The organism is Geothrix campi (assembly GCF_024609265.1).
GTDB lineage: Bacteria > Acidobacteriota > Holophagae > Holophagales > Holophagaceae > Geothrix > Geothrix campi.
The window spans coordinates 1-16,377 of sequence record NZ_JANHMP010000003.1 but is presented as its reverse complement, the minus strand read 5'-3'; the positions used below and the strand labels follow the sequence as shown (position 1 = coordinate 16,377).

The 16,377-nt window shown below is 62.6% G+C and carries 20 protein-coding genes; 5 read left to right on the top strand and 15 right to left on the bottom strand.

Going from position 1 to position 16,377, the window contains the following annotated elements; all coding sequences use genetic code 11:
• The first annotated feature begins 191 nt into the window (after positions 1-191).
• Positions 192-722, top strand: a complete 531-nt coding sequence (locus NOV65_RS11905; protein ID WP_257306692.1) for a DUF4337 domain-containing protein — start codon at positions 192-194, stop codon at positions 720-722.
• Positions 722-1,165, top strand: a complete 444-nt coding sequence (locus tag NOV65_RS11900) for an NUDIX hydrolase (protein ID WP_257306691.1) — start codon at positions 722-724, stop codon at positions 1,163-1,165. Before NOV65_RS11905 ends, NOV65_RS11900 begins: the two co-directional genes overlap by 1 nt.
• 46 nt (positions 1,166-1,211) lie before the next feature.
• Here NOV65_RS11900 and NOV65_RS11895 read toward each other — a convergent pair whose 3' ends face one another.
• Genes NOV65_RS11895 through NOV65_RS11885 form a run of 3 tightly spaced genes read right to left on the bottom strand, consistent with a single transcriptional unit; the run spans position 1,212 to position 3,048 of the window.
• Positions 1,212-1,730 (bottom strand): DUF4199 domain-containing protein, encoded by a 519-nt coding sequence (locus NOV65_RS11895; protein ID WP_257306690.1) that lies wholly within the window; start codon positions 1,728-1,730, stop codon positions 1,212-1,214.
• A 9-nt stretch (positions 1,731-1,739) separates the two neighbouring features.
• Positions 1,740-2,498, bottom strand: a complete 759-nt coding sequence (locus NOV65_RS11890; RefSeq protein WP_257306689.1) for an SDR family oxidoreductase — start codon at positions 2,496-2,498, stop codon at positions 1,740-1,742.
• 49 nt (positions 2,499-2,547) lie between these two features.
• The gene (locus NOV65_RS11885) at positions 2,548-3,048 is read right to left on the bottom strand and encodes a DinB family protein (protein WP_257306688.1); all 501 of its coding nucleotides are present in this window, start codon (positions 3,046-3,048) and stop codon (positions 2,548-2,550) included.
• A 43-nt stretch (positions 3,049-3,091) separates the two neighbouring features.
• On the opposite strand from NOV65_RS11885, the gene NOV65_RS11880 reads away from it, so the two are divergent.
• Positions 3,092-4,003, top strand: coding sequence for a glutaminase (locus tag NOV65_RS11880; RefSeq protein ID WP_257306687.1), 912 nt, complete (start codon positions 3,092-3,094; stop codon positions 4,001-4,003).
• A 3-nt stretch (positions 4,004-4,006) separates the two neighbouring features.
• Here the strand turns inward: NOV65_RS11880 and NOV65_RS11875 are convergent, their stop codons facing one another.
• The 6 genes from NOV65_RS11875 to NOV65_RS11850 form a co-directional block, all read right to left on the bottom strand.
• Positions 4,007-4,330, bottom strand: coding sequence for a hypothetical protein (locus NOV65_RS11875; protein WP_257306686.1), 324 nt, complete (start codon positions 4,328-4,330; stop codon positions 4,007-4,009).
• 49 nt (positions 4,331-4,379) lie between these two features.
• Positions 4,380-5,354 (bottom strand): 23S rRNA (adenine(1618)-N(6))-methyltransferase RlmF, encoded by a 975-nt coding sequence (gene rlmF / locus NOV65_RS11870; RefSeq protein ID WP_257306685.1) that lies wholly within the window; start codon positions 5,352-5,354, stop codon positions 4,380-4,382.
• Between the two features lies 1 nt (position 5,355).
• Positions 5,356-5,961, bottom strand: a complete 606-nt coding sequence (locus NOV65_RS11865) for a hypothetical protein (protein WP_257306684.1) — start codon at positions 5,959-5,961, stop codon at positions 5,356-5,358.
• Positions 5,962-5,989: 28 nt separating this feature from the next.
• Entirely contained in the window at positions 5,990-6,475 is a 486-nt protein-coding gene (locus NOV65_RS11860; protein WP_257306683.1) for a methyltransferase family protein, read from the bottom strand.
• Positions 6,456-7,289, bottom strand: coding sequence for a class I SAM-dependent methyltransferase (locus NOV65_RS11855; protein WP_257306682.1), 834 nt, complete (start codon positions 7,287-7,289; stop codon positions 6,456-6,458). Before NOV65_RS11855 ends, NOV65_RS11860 begins: the two co-directional genes overlap by 20 nt.
• A gap of 150 nt (positions 7,290-7,439) precedes the next feature.
• Positions 7,440-7,628 (bottom strand): hypothetical protein, encoded by a 189-nt coding sequence (locus NOV65_RS11850; protein WP_257306681.1) that lies wholly within the window; start codon positions 7,626-7,628, stop codon positions 7,440-7,442.
• A gap of 584 nt (positions 7,629-8,212) precedes the next feature.
• Between NOV65_RS11850 and NOV65_RS11845 the strand changes: the two genes are divergently transcribed.
• On the top strand, positions 8,213-8,572 hold the full coding sequence (locus NOV65_RS11845) for a hypothetical protein (protein WP_257306680.1): 360 nt from the start codon (positions 8,213-8,215) through the stop codon (positions 8,570-8,572).
• Between the two features lie 237 nt (positions 8,573-8,809).
• Here NOV65_RS11845 and NOV65_RS11840 read toward each other — a convergent pair whose 3' ends face one another.
• Together NOV65_RS11840 and NOV65_RS11835 are read right to left on the bottom strand one after the other, a co-directional pair.
• Positions 8,810-9,217: a DUF3788 domain-containing protein gene (locus NOV65_RS11840; protein ID WP_257306679.1), complete on the bottom strand. Its 408-nt coding sequence runs from the start codon at positions 9,215-9,217 to the stop codon at positions 8,810-8,812.
• Positions 9,218-9,354: 137 nt separating this feature from the next.
• On the bottom strand, positions 9,355-10,212 hold the full coding sequence (locus NOV65_RS11835) for a class I SAM-dependent methyltransferase (RefSeq protein ID WP_257306677.1): 858 nt from the start codon (positions 10,210-10,212) through the stop codon (positions 9,355-9,357).
• Positions 10,213-10,504: 292 nt separating this feature from the next.
• On the opposite strand from NOV65_RS11835, the gene NOV65_RS11830 reads away from it, so the two are divergent.
• Positions 10,505-10,951 (top strand): hypothetical protein, encoded by a 447-nt coding sequence (locus tag NOV65_RS11830; RefSeq protein ID WP_257306676.1) that lies wholly within the window; start codon positions 10,505-10,507, stop codon positions 10,949-10,951.
• A 131-nt stretch (positions 10,952-11,082) separates the two neighbouring features.
• Here the strand turns inward: NOV65_RS11830 and NOV65_RS11825 are convergent, their stop codons facing one another.
• From NOV65_RS11825 to NOV65_RS11810, 4 genes are all read right to left on the bottom strand, one after another.
• Positions 11,083-11,658, bottom strand: coding sequence for a DinB family protein (locus tag NOV65_RS11825; protein WP_257306675.1), 576 nt, complete (start codon positions 11,656-11,658; stop codon positions 11,083-11,085).
• A gap of 599 nt (positions 11,659-12,257) precedes the next feature.
• Complete coding sequence (locus NOV65_RS11820; RefSeq protein ID WP_257306673.1) at positions 12,258-13,403, bottom strand: Kelch repeat-containing protein; 1,146 nt, start codon at positions 13,401-13,403, stop codon at positions 12,258-12,260.
• Positions 13,404-13,576: 173 nt separating this feature from the next.
• A complete protein-coding gene (locus NOV65_RS11815; RefSeq protein ID WP_257306672.1) occupies positions 13,577-14,188 on the bottom strand; it encodes a hypothetical protein in 612 nt (203 codons plus the stop codon).
• A 184-nt stretch (positions 14,189-14,372) separates the two neighbouring features.
• A complete protein-coding gene (locus tag NOV65_RS11810; RefSeq protein ID WP_257306671.1) occupies positions 14,373-16,112 on the bottom strand; it encodes a hypothetical protein in 1,740 nt (579 codons plus the stop codon).
• Positions 16,113-16,377: the final 265 nt, after the last annotated feature.

The following is a 16,377-nucleotide window of genomic DNA, read 5'->3' as shown; positions in this document are numbered from 1 at the left end:
GCGACATGGGGACGGACGCCCCGCGTCCGCCCCCGGAAAGGGCAGCAGATCCCGGCAGGATCGGAGGAGGACTGCGGCATTCGGCGCACATCCCGGAGGACTCCACTTCCCACGATAGGCCTGGGTCAGGCGGGTTCAAGCAAGCGGCCATTTTTCCGTAAGATGGAGGAAGCTAATTGCGGCGGAGTCCCATGAGCGACGAGAAGAAGGAACCTTGGCTGAACCTGCTGGCCCTGACCACGGTGATCCTGGCGGTGTGCGCCACCCTGGCCACCTTCAAAGGGGGCGGCTATTCGACTCGCGCCGTCCTGAGCCAGAGCCAGGCCTCGGATGAGTGGGCCCACTACCAGGCCAAGGGCATCAAGGGGAATCTCTACGAAGTGGAGGCCATGCGTCTGCGCCGGGAGCTGGAACTGGCCCCGAAGACGGCCACACCCACCCTGGAGAAGAGCCTCGCCGACGTGGAGAAGAAGACCGCCAAGTATGAGGCGGAGAAGGCCGACATCATGCAGGTGGCACGCGGCTTCGAGGACACCAAGGCCGACGCGCAGAAGCACGGCGCCGCCTTTGGTCTGGCGGTGATCTTCCTGCAGATCGGCATCCTGCTCTCCTCCATCGCGGCCCTGCTCAAGCAGAAACCCGTCTACTACCTCGGCCTGCTGGTGGGCGTGGCGGGCATCGTCTACTTCGTCAACGGCTTCTATCTGTTCTTGCGCGTCTGATGTGGGCCCTCACCGTCGCCGCCATCATCGAGCGGGACGGCCGCTTCCTCTTTGTGGAGGAGACGGACGGCGCCTCGCCTGAGCGTGTCTTCAACCAGCCCGCGGGGCACGTGGAACCCGGAGAGGGCCTCCTCGACGCGGTGCGCCGCGAGGTGCGCGAGGAAACCGGCCTGGCCTTCACCCCCGAGGCGCTGGTCGGGATCTATCAGCTGCAGGCCCGCAATGGGAAGGACTACTGCCGCGTCTGCTTCCGGGGCACCGTGCCCGAGGGAACCGAGGCCATCCCCGAGGATCCGGACATCCTGGGCTGCCGCTGGCTCAGCCGAGGGGAATTGGCCTTCGCCCCCCTGCGCTCGGGCCTCGTCCTGCGCTGCGTGGACGATGCCCTCGCCGGCACCGACTATCCGCTGGCGCTCGTGGCGGGCGTTCGGCGGGAGCGGTAGCCGGGAATCGGGTTGGTTCGAACCGCGCGGGGGAAGTTCGTCTCCCTCAGGCTCCAGGAGGGGGGTCCACCGTGGGCGCCACTGGCGTTCCGCGCCGCTTCCGGTACCAGACCGAGGCCACCAGCGACGTGAACAGGCCCGTGATCCAGGTGCCGAGAACCCCGGCGAAGGCGCTGCCCAGCGGCCTTTGCATGGGGGCCTGGGCCTTCACCACGGCCTCGATCTGCTCGGGAGTGAAGCCCTGCTGGGCCATGCGGAGCCGCCCCAGGGCCTCCAACTCAGCGAAATAGCTGGGAAACACCACCGCGGTGAAGAGCAGACTGCCCACGAAGATGATGGCCGAGGCGACGAAGGAGGCCCCCACGCCGTTCTGGACCTGGCGCAGATAGCCCGTGGTGGAGGCAGTCTGGCGGAGCATCAGCACCAGGACGCCGACCTGCAGGGGGATCACCAGCCAGAACAGGAAGAGCAGGCCGGGCTGTCGATACCAGCCGGTGAACCCCATGACGAAGGTCCAGAGCACCACCAGGATGCCGAGGAGGAAACCTGAGCGAAGCGCCACCATGGAGTTCTCCTAGAAAGCGTAGCCGCCGCCGTTGACGGGGAGGGTGGCGCCGGTGACGAAGCCGGCCTGGAGGATGCCGACCACGGCTTCGGCGATATCCTCGGCCCGGCCATTGCGCCGCAACGGCGTGTGTTCCGCCGCGGCCTGCTTGTTCTTTTCCGGAAGGTTCGCCGTGGCATCGGTGAGCGTGAGGCCAGGGGCCACGGCATTCACGCGAATGCCCATGGGGCCCAGCTCGAAGGCCAGGGCCCGCACGAAACCCTCCAGGGCCGCCTTGCCAGCGCTGTGGGCGCAGAAGCCCCAGCCCGGGTTGCGGGCGAGGCCGCTGGTGATGGCGATGATGGCGCCGCCATCAGCGCCGGCCTTCTGGCGTGCCAGCATCTGCGGCACCACGGCCCGGCAGCCGTGGAAGGCCGCCCCCATTTCGCCCAGCACCTTGGCTTCAAAGGCCTCCCACGGGTAATCGAGGAAGCCCTTCATGGGAAAGCTGATGGCGGCGTTGAGCACCAGGATGCCGATGGGTCCCAGCTCCGCCTGCACGGCGGCGGCCATGGCCTCCACCTGGGCGCGGTCGCGGGCGTCCGCCCGCACGGCCAGGGCCCGCCCACCTGCGGCCTGGATCTCGGCCACCACGGTCTTGGCGGCGGCTTCCGAACCGAAATAATTCACCGCCACCGCGGCGCCCTGGGCGGCCAGGGCCTTGGCCACGGCGGCCCCGATGCCGCGGCTGGCGCCGGTGACGAGCGCGACATTCCCCTGCAGGGCCATGGAGCCTCCTTATGAGTGCCTCTGATTCTCCGCCGGCTTCGCAGGCGGCTCAAGGCTCCGCGAGGTACAGGATGGCCATGCCGCCGGCGCTGGCGGCATCGCCCGTGAGGGCCCGGCGCAGGTAGCCCGCCTGACCCAGATGGAAGGCGAGGTGCGCCTCCAGATGCAGGAGGAAGCGTCGGGTGGACATCCGGTGGCCGCCGATGGGCACGGGGAAGGGGGCGGCCAGGGAGGTCTCCGTCAGTGCCGTCAGGCCCGCCTCCACGGCGGCCACGGTGGCTTCCAGGTTGGCGGCGACCGCGGCCCGCGTGCCTGCCCGCTGGGCGAATTCCTGCTCCCGCTGGCGCACATAGCCCGTGGCCCCCAGCACGGCGCCCACGAAGTGCTGAAGGTTGCCCGCCACATGCAGGGCCACGTTGCCGGCACTGTTGGTGATGCCTGGGACCGTCCGCCACAGGGTGACATCATCGGGGAACAGCTCGACCTCGCGGATGAGGCAGAGAAGGTCGCGGCGGAACAGCAAGAGGAGGTCGGCGGCGAGGGGTGTCATGGCGACCATCCTAAACCCATTGCTCCTGTGGGATTCTGGAGGCATGGATCTCCAAGCCCTCCTCGACGACCTGGCCATGGAATCTGCCCCCTGTGCGGCGCAGGGGAAGGTGGCGGACTACATCCCCGCCCTGGCGGCGGTGGATCCCGCGCGCTTCGGCCTCGCCCTGGCGACCATGGATGGGCAGCTCGTGGGCAGCGGCGACTGGCGGACGCCTTTCTCCATCCAGAGCGTGTCCAAGGCCTTCTCCCTGGCCCTGGTGCTGGCGCGGGACGGCGAGGCCCTGTGGCAGCGCGTGGGCCGCGAGCCCTCGGGCAACCCCTTCAATTCCCTGGTGCAGCTGGAGTACGAGAAGGGCATTCCGAGAAATCCCTTCATCAATGCCGGAGCCCTGGTCCTCATCGACCGGCTGCTCACGCTGACCGGGGATTCCCTGGGCACCCTGCAGGATTTCCTGCGCGCCGAGAGTGGCAATCCGGCCCTGGACGTGGATCCGGAAGTGGCGGCGTCGGAGGCGTCCCATGGCCACCGCAACGCGGCCCTGGCTCATTTCATGGCCAGCTGCGGCAACCTGGAGAATCCGGTGGACCGGGTGCTGGACCACTACGTCCGTCAGTGTTCCCTCCGCATGAGCTGCGCGGACCTGGCGAAGGCGGGCCTCTTCCTCGCCAATCACGGCCTGCGGGCCGACGGCACGCGCCTGCTCACCCGCAGCGAATCCAAACGCATCAACTCGATCATGCTCACCTGCGGCACCTACGACGCCGCCGGCGACTTCGCCTACCGCGTGGGCCTGCCGGGCAAGAGCGGCGTGGGCGGCGGCATCCTGGCTGTGCTGCCTGAGCGCGGAGTCCTCTGCGTCTGGAGCCCCGCCCTCGACCCCCACGGCAACAGCATCGCCGGCGTCGAGGCCCTGGATCGCTTCACCACCAGGACGGGGTGGTCGGTCTTCTGAGTTTCAACTCTGTCCTTTCTGTTCCCGCAGCATCCACGCTGCCCAAGCAGTAAACAGGGCCACACCGCCCAGGATGAGCGCCAGGCGCAGCCAGGGTTCGCCGAAGGCCAGCCGCTGGCGGACATCCTCCACCAGGGTCCACAGCCACACCATCGAGCCCAGCGCGAGGGCCCAGCGTGCCACCGCCTGCGCCCAGGGTCGCGGCACGAAGAGCGGTACCAGCAGGGCGAGGCAGAGCAGCACCAGGGCCAGCTGCCCGAAGCGGAGGAAGTGCGCCCCCAGCATCAACAGGGCGAGCAGGGCGGGCAGGCGGCGCAGGACGAACATGGACACTCCCGTAACGGAAGAATCATACTTGTTTGTCCTAAATATCAGATCACAACCCGGACCACCGCTTCCGCCATCGGTTGCGGTCCTCCGGGGAGAGGAAGGTCCAGGCCACGAAGCGGCTCTGCTTCTGGCCCTGGGCCATGGGGATGATGCGGACTTCTCGGGCCCCCGCCTGCCGCAGGGCGCGCTGCACCGCGGGCAGGTTCGCCGACGTCGAGATGAGCGTCGTGAACCAGAGCACCTGGCCTGGCATCCGGGCGCTCTCTTCGACCAGGCGCCGGGTGAAGCCCGCCTCGCCGCCCTCGCACCAGAGTTCCGCGCCCTGGCCGCCGAAGTTCAGGACCGGCTTCGCGTTCTGGCCGCGGCCCAGGTTGCGCCACTTCCGCTGGGTGCCTTCCCGGGCCTCGCGGAGCGATCCGTGGAAGGGCGGGTTGCAGAGGGTCAGGTCGAAGGCCTCATCCGGCCCCACCACGCCCGCGAGGACGGCCTTCGGATGGGTCTGCTTCCGCAGAAGGATGGCCTCCTCCAGGCCCGGATTCGCGGCCAGGATGCGGGCCGCCGAGGTCAGGGCGGCGCCGTCGATGTCCGAGCCCACGAAGGACCAGCCGTACTCCCGGTGCCCCACCAGCGGATAGATGGCGCTGGCGCCCGTGCCGATGTCCAGCACGCGCACGGCAGGACCGCGCGGGATCGTCCCGCCCTCCGCCAGCAGATCCGCCAGGTGGTGCAGGTAGTCCGCCCGGCCGGGGAGGGGCGGGCAGAGGTAGCCCGGAGGGATATCCCAGCCCCGGATGCCGTAGGCTTCCAGCAGCAGGGCGCGGTTCAGGGCCTTCACCGCCGCGGGGTCCGCGAAGTCGATGGAGGGGCCGCCGTGGGGCGCGCGCCGCACGAAGGGTTCCAGCTCCGGGCAGGCTGCGACGAGCTTCGGGAAATCGTAGCCCCCGGCGTGACGGTTGCGCGGATGCAGGCCTGGCTTGGCGGGCCGGGCTTTCTTCAGACCTGGGGCAGGGCGCGGCCGCATGTCAGCGGCCCTGGTCCGGGGCCGGCCCGGGCGTGGGGTCGGGGTTCGCTTCCGTGCCCACGGCCAGCCGGGTGGACAGGAACCAGAAGCTGACGGCGAGCAGAACCGTCAACCAGGCCACCGTGAAGGCCAGCGACCGGCCGTGCCAGAGCCCCTCGAACCAGCGCTGGAACTCCGTACCCACCACGTTCGCCTTGCCGCCGACGACTTCCAGCTGCCGCAGGTACCGTTTGGTGTTCTCGGGCTCGTAGCCCAGGGGGTTGGCCGCCGGCGGGCTGGCGGTGAAGTAGATGAGCGTGGCTGCGCCGAGGCCCGCGGCCAGGAGACCGGCCGTGATGCGGCGGATGCGCGCCAGCCGGGCGACCGGAGAGGCGCCGAGCAGGCTGTCGGGCCCGGGCTCCAGCTCGGCCTGTCGGGCGGCGTCGCGTGCCTGGAGCCGGTGCCGGGCCCGGGCCAGGGCCTCCGCGGGGATCGCGTGTCCGCGCCGATCCAGCTCCGCGAGGGCCGCCTCCACCGCCTCGGTCTTGTAGGCCAGTGGCTGGTCCAGGTAGCGCCACAGGTCGGCATCGGACAGCGTGGGAATGCGGGCGTGGAACGAATCGGCCATGCCATAAGCATAGGGCCGGTCGTCCCGCTCAGAACCAGCGCCGCACTGTGCGGCAGTAGGCCTGGTACTCGGACCCGAACAGGCCCAGCAGATGCCGCTCCTCCCGGGCGATGACATGGAGGCGGATGACGAGGAGGACCGGCAGCAGCATCAGCGCCGGCCACAGGGCATTGGCCAGGAGGGCGAGGCCCGCCTGGAGCAGTGCGAGGCTGAGGTACAGAGGATTCCGGGTGAACCGGAAGGGGCCCTGGGTCATGAGCGTCGAGGCTGCGCGGTCGGGCCGTACGGTGGTGTGGGCGCGATGGAATGTGCGGAACGCCCAGAGAGCCAGCGCCGCGGAACTGAGGGCGAGGAGCCCGCCCAGCCAGCGGGGGAGGGGCTGGCCCTGGGCGGCGAAGGTCAGCGGGGCGGCGTGCTGGAGTAGGAAGCCGAGGCCGAGCCCCGCGAGGAACACCAGGGGCGGTGGCAGGCGGACGCCGGGGCCGGCGGCCAGGTCAGGCTTTGCCGATGCCAATGCAGGCCTCCACGCTCAGGGTCGGCACACCGTCCTTGGACTGGGCCCGGAGGGCCTCGATGTACTCCCGTCCTACGGCGGTCGTGCGCTCGGGCCCCAGCCGGCCGAACAGGTAGGCCAGGGGCGGCGCCGAGCGTGTGAAGCCGGACCAGTAGGTCTCTGGCGTGTCGATTCGCTGGATGGCCGTGGAGGTCACGACCTCCACCCTCCGGAAGCCGGCCGCTTCCATGCGGGTTTTCAACGCCTCGGCACCCGCGAGGCGGGCCCAGGTCGGCGGTGCGGCAGGTGGCTGGAAAGCCGGGGCGACCTTGTGGATCGCCTGCCTCACGAGGGTCATCAGCGACAGGCTGGCGGGATCGCGCCAGCAGACGACCGCGGCGCGGCCGCCCCCGCGCAACACGCGCCGCAGTTCCGTCAGGCCGCGGTCCAAGTCCGGGAAGAAGATCAGGCCCAGCACCGAGGCGCCGGCATCGAAGGAAGCGTCAGGCAGGGCCAGGGCCTGGCCATCCATGACCTCGGCGGAGATGCCGGCGAGCCCTTCCTGGGTGGCGCGCTCCCGGAGCCGGGCCACCATCCCGGGTGCGAAATCCGTGGCGAGGACTTCCGCCCCGACCCGGGCCGCCTGCAGGCTGAAGGCGCCGGTGCCGGCGGCCACGTCGAGGACGCGCTCGCCAGGGCGGAGATCCAGCAACTGGAGTGCGTGGGTGGCGTACTGGGTGCTCAGGCCTTCAAAGGCCTGCTCGTACTCCGGAGCGATGGCACCCCAGTTTTCTGCGATCTGGTCCGGACTCCGTTCGGCCATGGTGGAAGCCACCCCCCGTCCCTCACCGCGGCAGCCAGGTCCCTGCCGGTTCCATGATTTGAGATTGAGACTGTATTTGGTAAAACCGGCGCCGGCAATGGGAATCATGCGAATCCGGGGCGGGGCCAGGCGCCTTTCCGGAGGAGGACACTGCAGGGGCGGTCAGGCCCTCCGTTGTTCCCGGTACAGCAGCACCGCCAGGATCCCGCAGAAAAGGAAGGCCACCAGGCTCATCCAGGAAGGGACGAGGGCCCGGCCGACCTGGACCTCAAGGCCGAGAATCACCCGCAGCAGATGGCTCAGGGAGACGATCCCGAGAAAGGCTGTGGAGAGCAGCGAGGCAGGTTTCATGGGGGCCTCCCGAGGCGCCGGCTGGACCGGCGTCCGATGGAAGAAGGTAGGCCGAGTGGGCGCCCATGACAGGACAAGCTGAGGTCGAACGGAATGGCGTCTTTATTTGGTGAGTTTCGACCCCAGGGACCGTACGACCCAGGCAAGGTACGAAAAAAGGTTATTGCTGCGCCGATCCTGCCCTCTCTGTTCAAGGGGCCGGGGTTGGTGCAGCTGCCTTCGATCGGACCTGCGCCGCTCATCTTTCCGGATCGTATACAGGGCCATGCCGAAAAACAGAACCACCGCGAGCAGGGTGATGACGACGATTCCCATAGGTACCTCAGAAGGTCAGTCAAGGGAAGGCGCGGTGATCCGGGCGGGTGGAGCCATCACCGTGGGGTTGGCATTTCGGAGTGCCTTGAGGGTAGCTGGAGCGTGGGATGGAGGCGATGCCTAACGCACGAAAGCGACCAAGCCTGCCTTTCCCACCCGATTGGACCTGTAGCCCGGCCAAGTCGATCTCGGTTCCGCCTCCTCGCGTTGTTCCGTCCGGCTATGATCTTCGTACTTGTCCGCAATGGGGACGGCTGGTGAGGGTCGCCATGCTGCATACCAAGCTGATCAGGGATCTGGATGAACTGCGCACGCTGGCCTTCCCGCCACCGTACGCCCTGCAGGAGACCCTCGAAACGGCCGAGGGGCGCGGTGAGGCGTGGTGGGTCCTCATGGCGCATGAGCGGTATTCCGAGCAGGCGCGCTGGGTGGTGATGTTCCCGGAGGAGGGGGAATCCTGGTTCTTCACGGACGGTGACCGGTTGAGAGGGCGATGGGATCCGGAGCGCGAGATCTTCCTTCCGGATGAAGGCCCGCCTCTGGACCTCCGCGGCAATCCCGTGTCCCTCGCCTCGATCGAGGAGGACGAAGAAGAAGAGGACGCCGAGGAAGAGGAACGGAGGCGCTAGCTACCTGAGCGGGGCCAGGCGGGTTTTGTGCAGGCCTGGGGGCCCGAGGCAAGCTCGAACACCTGTCCTACGGGGCAACCTGCGAAACCAGCGAATCGAGTGGACCTCAGTGCCTGCCAAGGGCCCATTACGGATCAGCAATCCGAAGGGTGGGATCGGCGACGTTCGCGCAGCCCGGAGCGCCAGACCAGGCCACCCATGCCGCCGGGCCTGGGTTCTGCGGGAAGCTCGGCCGATTCACGTCACGGTCGTCTTGATTTCAAGGAGTTCAGCCACCGCTGGGAGGTCCTCGGGGGAATGAATGGGAAAACGTATCCCTCGACCTTCTGCGTAGGGCCTGGCTTCGAGAAACAGATTCTTGATCACCTCGGGGAGTGAACTGGCCAGGGCGAGCTGAAAGGCACGTTCGCCCAGTACGATGGCGACCCAAATCCTGTCCTTGTCGGGAGTGAGGTAGAGCAGGGTTCTCTTCTTGTGCTGGAGCATGCACATGCGACCGAACCCTGTTCTGGAAGGCTTCCAGGCCGTGCTGAGCGGAGCATGGGCGGCTTCAGCGCAGGCGAGGATGGCCGTCCAAATCGGTAGAGCTGAACCCAGAGCCTCCTCAAGTTCAGCCTGACTTGGGGGCTCTGCATGGGTGGTCATAGGAGACCTCACGAAGGAAGCTAACAGGGTCCTGCCTGCACCGGGCGCTGAGCGGAGTCGGGGAAGCGGGTCGGGGAGAGCGTGCGGATGGCCATGCAGGCAGGTCCGGGTTGAATCATGGGGTGGCACGCAGGCTTTCAGGTGCGCGCTACCAGCAATTCTTCTGCATTGTTTGGCGGACGAAGGCCATCGGTCCTGCCCGAAAAGTAGCGTTGGGTAAGCGTGGCAGCCGATACGTGCTGGACCTCTCTGAAGCCGGCTTCGCGGGCAAGTGCCAGCATCTCCGCCGGCGTGAAGAAGCTGATGAAGGGAGTGCCGTTGGCTCGCGCCCCCGCGATCGCCCGCTCGATCCCGGGACGCACCTCTGGGTCCGCCAGCTCGATCGGAAGGAGGAACGACATGGCGAGCGTGGAGCCCGGAGCGAGCGCTGCAACCTTCCGCAGCGTCGCGGTGATCGCGTCCCTGGTCAGGTACATGCTGACACCAGTGGAGGCCACGACCGCTGACCGCCTGGCGTCGAAGCCCGAGGCTGCCAGCCCCTCCCACCACGTGTCGCCAGCCTCGAAGTCGACGGGCACGAGCCGCAAGAATGGCGGGATACCGAGGCCGAGGTCGACGAGGCGCTGGCGTTTCCATGCCTGCGGGCCGGGTTGGTCAATCTCGAACACGAGCAGACGGGAGGCAACCTCTGGCCGACGCTGGACGAAGGTATCCAGGCCCGCTCCGAGGATGACGTACTGCCCGACGCCATGGGCGGCCTGTTCGGCGACGAGATCTTCGATGAAGCGGGCCCGGGCCACGATGGAGGCACGGAAGGGCCGCGTGAACGGGCTCATGTCTGGGCGATCACGCCATCCGTCATCGGGAGCCACCAGCTTCAAGCCGACGACATCCTCGAACACATGCGGCGGCGAGTCCCTTTCGACGTGCAATGCCCGCCACAAGGCGGTCCGCACCGCCGTGTTGTCTGGCGCCGCCACTGGTCTATCGGGCATGACGTCCTCGCGTCTGGAGTGCGGCTATTGCCGGTCTATCGCTGGAAGCCAACCGACCCCGAGACACGGGGCGGTGCCGAGGCAGCAGGAAGCTGAGAGAGAGCGGAAGGCCAGGTCGTGGAGTTGAGCGGAAGGTCAGATACCGTTGCATAAAGCCTCGATTACCATGCCTTAAGATGCAATAGGCTACGATAGAAATGGGCAAATATACGCTAAATCTAATTATTTTAAACAATAAAAATTGGAATGTTGATTGCTAAGGCTGTTCCAACCTATTCAAAAAGGAGCTTATATGAAACGGATCTCGAGAATCTTACCACTGCTTGCCCTGGCCCTGGGTTTGGCGGCCCAGGCGCCCACCCAGATCAAACTCAAGGTAAAAGAGTTGGGCTCAAATCCAATCCGAGTCGGACAACTCAATCTGACCATTCGCAACTTCCAGCCAGACACACGAATTTCCAAACGGCGAGTCGATCTTCATCTTCAAAACATGACAAATGAGACTGCCAGGTTGGCCTTGGATGAATTGCTCATCGTGGGTAGCAATGGGAGTCAATCAAGCCTTTGTGGTTGGAGTGAAACGTTTGATGGCTGCACGGTGCATCATCTGTTGCCCACCCAGCCTGTTCTGATTGCTCCAGGTGCCTACCGGGACATGAGCTTTTTCCTTGAACACTCGGTGAAGTTGCCAGCCCGAATTTACATGGGACGCGACCTTATCGCCGAGGTCTCAGAGTAGTGGACTTGTCGAGCCAACCTACCAGTGAAGGTACTCCACTCCGCCTGCACCGAGGCGCCGAGCGGAGCCGAGAAAGCAGGGAGATGAGAGAGCGAAAGGCAATGCAGGCTGGGTTCGAGTTGAGCGAGAGGTTAGGCCTTGTTCGACCCGGCTCCATTTGAGGCTGGTTCATGCTGGCGATCCTTCAAAATCGAGAGGAATCGCCCCCAGGGGCCGACAGCGCTGGTGTGCGCCTTCGCAAGGGTTCGAGCAATTTGACCGAGATGGTCAAGATCATGCACTGCCCAAGTTGCCAGTAGTTGACCCAGGGTGACTTCACCTAGTTCTGGATGATGCCCAACGCGGAAGAAGTCCGTATCTGTAAGGTTCATTCCAGCGAGAGTGGCCAAATTTTCTCGCCTGAGCATTTCGAATGTCTTGAGCAATTCTGATAGTTCCTTGCCTTGGCTCTGTGTGAATTGAGCCGTTCGATCAAATGGGTCAAAGGGGCGGGTCTCGCCCGCTAGGATGTGTCGCGCGCGCGGGATCCAATTGACGCGTTCGCCGTAAATGAGGTGACCGATAACGTCATATGGAGACCATGTATTGCCGCCTTCGGTGACTGTTACCAAGGCTTGAGGCAATCCTTCAAGTAAGGCCGATAGGCTGGCGGGGGTGCGCGCCAGAATGGCCACGATGTTATCAAGGGAAGGCTTGTGTGGAGTCATGAGGACATCCTACAGCTGCAGAATTCGAACGAGTATTTCAGAACATGTCGTCTTGGTTGCAGGACCAACGGATGAAGCTGACGAGCCCCGCCTGCACCGAGGCGCTGAGCGGAGCCGAGGAAGCAGGGAGGTGAGAGAGAGCGGAAGGCAATGCAGGCGGAGCCCCAGCTAAGCTAAGGGTTAGGCCGATGGCGGGTATTGGACCCATACGGACTCCCCTTCATGGTGTTCTAGAATGGTCCAAATGTCCTTCGTGATTGCCTGAAGATCCTCAGGATCACGATGCTCAGAGAACACAGTCACCATAATTCCGGCTTCTCTCAGTCGAGCCACTTCTTCCTTGGCGAGAACGCCCTCGTTCAACCAGATAGGTGAAGGCGTTCGACCCAGCTCCGCCACGAGGTCTTGGTATCCCGTTGTGGTTAGTACGTAAAAATCCATGGAGGCCTAACGAATGAAGCTAACCGGCCCCGCCTGCACCGGGGCGCTGAACGGAGCCGAGGAAGCGGGAAGCTGAGAGAGAACGGAAGGCAATGCAGGCGGGGTCCGACTTGAGCGGAGGGTTAAGAGGCCTGAAATACTTATTTTTGAAAATTCTGTTAATTTCGGTAATTTTCAACCTTAACAACAGCCCCACTACCATCGTCTCCTCCTGCAATAAGAACTGTGCCGTCCGACAGGAGTGTTGATGTATGAAAACACCTCCCCGTGATCATTGACCCTGTGGCCGTGAAGGTTTCTGTTGTTGGGTTATAGAGAGAAGTCGCCAGGAGAGCACGATTCTTGAAGTTACCTCCAGCAATGAAGACCTTGCCGTTCGACATCAGCGTTGCTGTGAAGCTATCCCTTGGCGAGTCAAGGGACCCCGTGGCCACGAAGGCACCAGTTGAGGGATCGTACAACTCTGCAGTGGCAAGTTGTTCTATTTGGTTGCTCCCGCCTGCGATTAGCACCTTCCCGTTTGGTAGCAGCATCGCTGAATGGCCTGCTCTTTTAGCTGCCATGGACCCTGTGGCCGTGAAGGATCCAGTCAAGGGATCGTACAGCTCTGCAGTCGCAAGCCAATCACCGTTGCCAGTTCCCCCGGCGATGAGGACCTTGCCATTAGGCAACAGTGTTGCGGTATGACCTGACCTAATGCTGGCCATGGAACCCGTAGCCGTGAAGGTTCCTAAGGCTGGGTCAAAGAGTTCCGCGCTCGCCATTTCGAGATAACGACCCCACCCCCCGGTCACGAGAATCTTGCCCGTCGGAAGAAGCGTCGCCGTGTGGGAACATCTCCCCGTGACCAGGGATCCCGATGCCGTTGTGAAAGCTTGTGTAGAGGGACTATAGATCTCTGCGCTTGATAGAAAACCAAGGACGTAGTCAACTCCCCCGATAAGAAGCACAGTGCCGTTTGGTAGCACAGTGGCCGTGTGCTTTTGCCTTACTGTGGTCATGAACCCTGTATCTGTGAAGGTCCTTGTGGAGGGCGTGTACAGCTCCGCGAGCGAGAGGGAACCGAGGTGGGTATTCCATCCACCCGCGATGAGAACCCTGCCATCTGGCAACAACGTTGCTGTGTGGTTTTCCCTTGGTGTCGCCATAGAGTTCATGGCTGTGAAGTTGGGTATGCTGTTACCGCCACTGTTCTCACCACCACCACCACCACAATTGAGCATCACTACGGCTAGCCAAAGACCAACTAGGCCCGATACGGCACACTTGAGGCGATTCCGATTTTTAGCGACTATTGATGGCATATAACTCCTAACGAAGGAAGCTAAGCGGCCCCGCCTGCACCGAGGCGCTGAGCGGAGCCGAGGAAGCGAGAAGTTGAGAGAGAGCGAAAGGCAATGCAGGCGGGGTCCGAGTTGAGCGGAAGGTTAGGCGGGCGAAGCATGATTGTTTGGTTGAAGGAGAGACTTTTCCACCATTACATCTTAGAAAACCGTTCCAGTGGTTCATTGAACAATGTGGTGAATGTGCTATTGAAATGAGTGGCGAGAATACCAGAGGGATTACCCTCAATCTCTGACACATACTTCCCCAGATAATTCTCAAGACATCCCAGAAGCAACCAAGGATCGACGAGCCACCCCTCAAGAACGGTGTTCTTCGCTAGGGGCCGACCACTAAATTCAACCGCATCGACTAAAAGATCCGAGGCAAGAAGTGATGAATGGAATAAGCCACACCGAGCCCATTTATAAATCTTTTCCGAAGAGAGTCTATCTGTGTCTTCAAGGATTTGAGAATGAGATTTAAGGTATTCACGGAATCTGTCAAAGGCAGTGCAGAATTTGTTTCTTGAGCCCGAAGTCGCAGGATTAAGAAATTGGCCATGTGGCTCAAAAAACATCAATTCAAGCGCAAGGATTGCCATGCCGTGATCGGTATTTCGCGGCAGATGCGCTGCCAACACCTTGGCTGGACCAATGACCCACTCCATTACTTGAGTCTTATAGGCTTGGATCGCGGAGACAGCTCCACTTTGCACTTCATCGAAGCCAAGGTTTCTTGTGATACGGACAATTTTCGCGGACATTGGTTGCGCCTAACGAAGGAAGCTAACCGGACCCCGCCTGCGCCGAAGCGCTGGGCGAAGCCGAGGAAGCGAGAAGCTGAGAGAGAGCGGAAGGCAATGCAGGCGGGGTCTGAGTTGAGCGAGGGGTTAGGTCCCACGGGTGAGGGTCTGGTTCTAAGATCCCGAGGCGCCTTGAATCCATTGATCATTTTCCTTGGGCAAATGGTCCTGTGATGACGCAGATGGGACCAAGACCACCTCCCAATACCAAGGCTGATGGTCCGCAACGGAGGATTCGATTGGGCGAGAAACCATAAGTATTCGGTATGCTAATAAGGGGAACGGTCGTCGTTGAGAAAGAAGAATACTGAGCGAGATCGTATGAGTGAATGGCCAGGCTGGACGTACCATTTGATTGTGGGGGATGAAGATCAAGGAAGAAGCCAAGTCCTAGAATTGGATCTGGAGTCATTCCATCCCAGCCAGAACCGCATGCCCCGATCATATTGTGGGTAGAGGGGTCCAGCACTTGCCCGTTACCGACATAGATTTTCCCCGTGGACGATACGTAGTGGATATCGTGGCTACCCGAGGAAAGAATCCCAGCTGCATCAGACTGCAGGGTCAGCCCACCTGTGTTCACACTCAAGGTCATGTATTCCCCGAGCGAGGGCCAATTTTCTGCAACATAAAGCATGGAAGCATCTTGGCTCCACTGCAGGTATGAGAATGGAAGGCCGTCTACTGAAGCAAGAATCGAAGAGGCTCTCTGCACCGTATCGTCAAAAACCATGACCCCGGCGTTGCGGCCCCCAGGGGCTGCCATCGCAACTGCAAGGGTATGAGGAGCCCCGGGAGCAACAGTCATGGCAGAGACGGAATTGGTGCTGAGAGGAATATTGAACGTGGTATCAAGAGTCAAAGAAGGAAGGGCGTATCGCTGAAGACTGCAAGAAACCCCGGGTTGGTTCACATAAGTGAACGCATAAAGAAAACTGGAGTCATCTGAAATGGCAAGGAGGAAAGGGCCGGTTACTGGAGGATAGATGCCACCACCTGTGGAAACTGTCTTGATCACCTTGCCGCGAATGGGGTCGATCACGGCGATGGTATTCGGGAAGACGGTATTAGGCCCGTACTGGAGAATGTTTGGAATTGCGGCGTAGATAACCTGATTCAACTCATCCCAAACGAAATCCTCTGCCGGGATATTAATAAAGGTTGCCTGGGAATTACCAATGGTGAACGCGATGGGGCTAGATGCCGTCAGGTCTGGCCCACTCACCGTGATCTGAGCGGTCCCGGCAGTGGCGATGGCCGTTGCTGGAATCGTGGCTGTAAGATTGGTGGCCGAAACATAAGTGGTTGGCATGAGGGTGCCATTCCACTGGATCTGGGCATCAGGAGGAAAACCACTGCCTATGATCGTCAACGTGAAAGCAGGGCCTCCGACATATGCCGAAGCGGGACTCGACATGGTGATTTGAGGCGGTGGAAGAAGCACCTTGTAGGTCGAGCTGATGGTCTGGGGGCTGTTTGCGATCTGATTGTTGCCGGCCTGGTCGGTCGAGACGATTACTGAAATGGTGTCACTGTAGGTGCCGACGGCAAGTGTGCTGGCATTCTTGTAATTGATTGTGATCGCCACCGTGTTGTTGCTCGCTGGCAGTGCCGAAATGCTGTCAATCCCGTTATTAGTGAAATTCCCTCCCACATAGAGCCCACCGGAAGGTATGACCCCGGAAATGGTGAGGTTGACCGTAGCAGTGGCCAGATACGGGTCCTGAGCATACGAAGATGCCGTGATAGCGTGGGTGGAAAGCGACACGCTGAGTGGTGGAGGAGTCGCCTGGGTGGATCCACCACCACCGCCACAGTTAAATGAAAGCAGTGCCACAAATGCGATAAGTAGGTAATTAATCGTGAATTTTGCCTTGATTTTCATATGATTAACTCCAGATTGTTCAGAGAGCCTAACGAAAGAAGCTAACCGGCCCCGCCTGCACCGAGGCGCTGAGCGGAGCCGAGGAAGCGAGAAGTTGAGAGAGAGCGAAAGGCAATGCAGGCGGGGTCCGAGTTGAGCGGAGGGTTAGGTGGCCCCTGATTTTAGAACCCTTGCGGCCTTGGAAGGCCGACTTCTTGAAACCATTCGGGGATTTGCCGGCTACGAATGAATACCGCTAGCGTGAACTGCCATTGGCATTCGCCAT

What these genes read in the sequence shown, in the direction of transcription:
- NOV65_RS11905 (WP_257306692.1), top strand. Translation starts at nt 192, where the DNA reads ATGAGCGACGAGAAGAAGGAACCTTGGCTGAACCTGCTGGCCCTGACC.
- NOV65_RS11900 (WP_257306691.1), top strand. Translation starts at nt 722, where the DNA reads ATGTGGGCCCTCACCGTCGCCGCCATCATCGAGCGGGACGGCCGCTTC.
- NOV65_RS11895 (WP_257306690.1), bottom strand. Translation starts at nt 1,730, where the DNA reads ATGGTGGCGCTTCGCTCAGGTTTCCTCCTCGGCATCCTGGTGGTGCTC.
- NOV65_RS11890 (WP_257306689.1), bottom strand. Translation starts at nt 2,498, where the DNA reads ATGGCCCTGCAGGGGAATGTCGCGCTCGTCACCGGCGCCAGCCGCGGC.
- NOV65_RS11885 (WP_257306688.1), bottom strand. Translation starts at nt 3,048, where the DNA reads ATGACACCCCTCGCCGCCGACCTCCTCTTGCTGTTCCGCCGCGACCTT.
- NOV65_RS11880 (WP_257306687.1), top strand. Translation starts at nt 3,092, where the DNA reads ATGGATCTCCAAGCCCTCCTCGACGACCTGGCCATGGAATCTGCCCCC.
- NOV65_RS11875 (WP_257306686.1), bottom strand. Translation starts at nt 4,330, where the DNA reads ATGTTCGTCCTGCGCCGCCTGCCCGCCCTGCTCGCCCTGTTGATGCTG.
- rlmF (WP_257306685.1), bottom strand. Translation starts at nt 5,354, where the DNA reads ATGCGGCCGCGCCCTGCCCCAGGTCTGAAGAAAGCCCGGCCCGCCAAG.
- NOV65_RS11865 (WP_257306684.1), bottom strand. Translation starts at nt 5,961, where the DNA reads ATGGCCGATTCGTTCCACGCCCGCATTCCCACGCTGTCCGATGCCGAC.
- NOV65_RS11850 (WP_257306681.1), bottom strand. Translation starts at nt 7,628, where the DNA reads ATGAAACCTGCCTCGCTGCTCTCCACAGCCTTTCTCGGGATCGTCTCC.
- NOV65_RS11845 (WP_257306680.1), top strand. Translation starts at nt 8,213, where the DNA reads ATGCTGCATACCAAGCTGATCAGGGATCTGGATGAACTGCGCACGCTG.
- NOV65_RS11840 (WP_257306679.1), bottom strand. Translation starts at nt 9,217, where the DNA reads ATGACCACCCATGCAGAGCCCCCAAGTCAGGCTGAACTTGAGGAGGCT.
- NOV65_RS11835 (WP_257306677.1), bottom strand. Translation starts at nt 10,212, where the DNA reads ATGCCCGATAGACCAGTGGCGGCGCCAGACAACACGGCGGTGCGGACC.
- NOV65_RS11830 (WP_257306676.1), top strand. Translation starts at nt 10,505, where the DNA reads ATGAAACGGATCTCGAGAATCTTACCACTGCTTGCCCTGGCCCTGGGT.
- NOV65_RS11825 (WP_257306675.1), bottom strand. Translation starts at nt 11,658, where the DNA reads ATGACTCCACACAAGCCTTCCCTTGATAACATCGTGGCCATTCTGGCG.
- NOV65_RS11820 (WP_257306673.1), bottom strand. Translation starts at nt 13,403, where the DNA reads ATGCCATCAATAGTCGCTAAAAATCGGAATCGCCTCAAGTGTGCCGTA.
- NOV65_RS11815 (WP_257306672.1), bottom strand. Translation starts at nt 14,188, where the DNA reads ATGTCCGCGAAAATTGTCCGTATCACAAGAAACCTTGGCTTCGATGAA.
- NOV65_RS11810 (WP_257306671.1), bottom strand. Translation starts at nt 16,112, where the DNA reads ATGAAAATCAAGGCAAAATTCACGATTAATTACCTACTTATCGCATTT.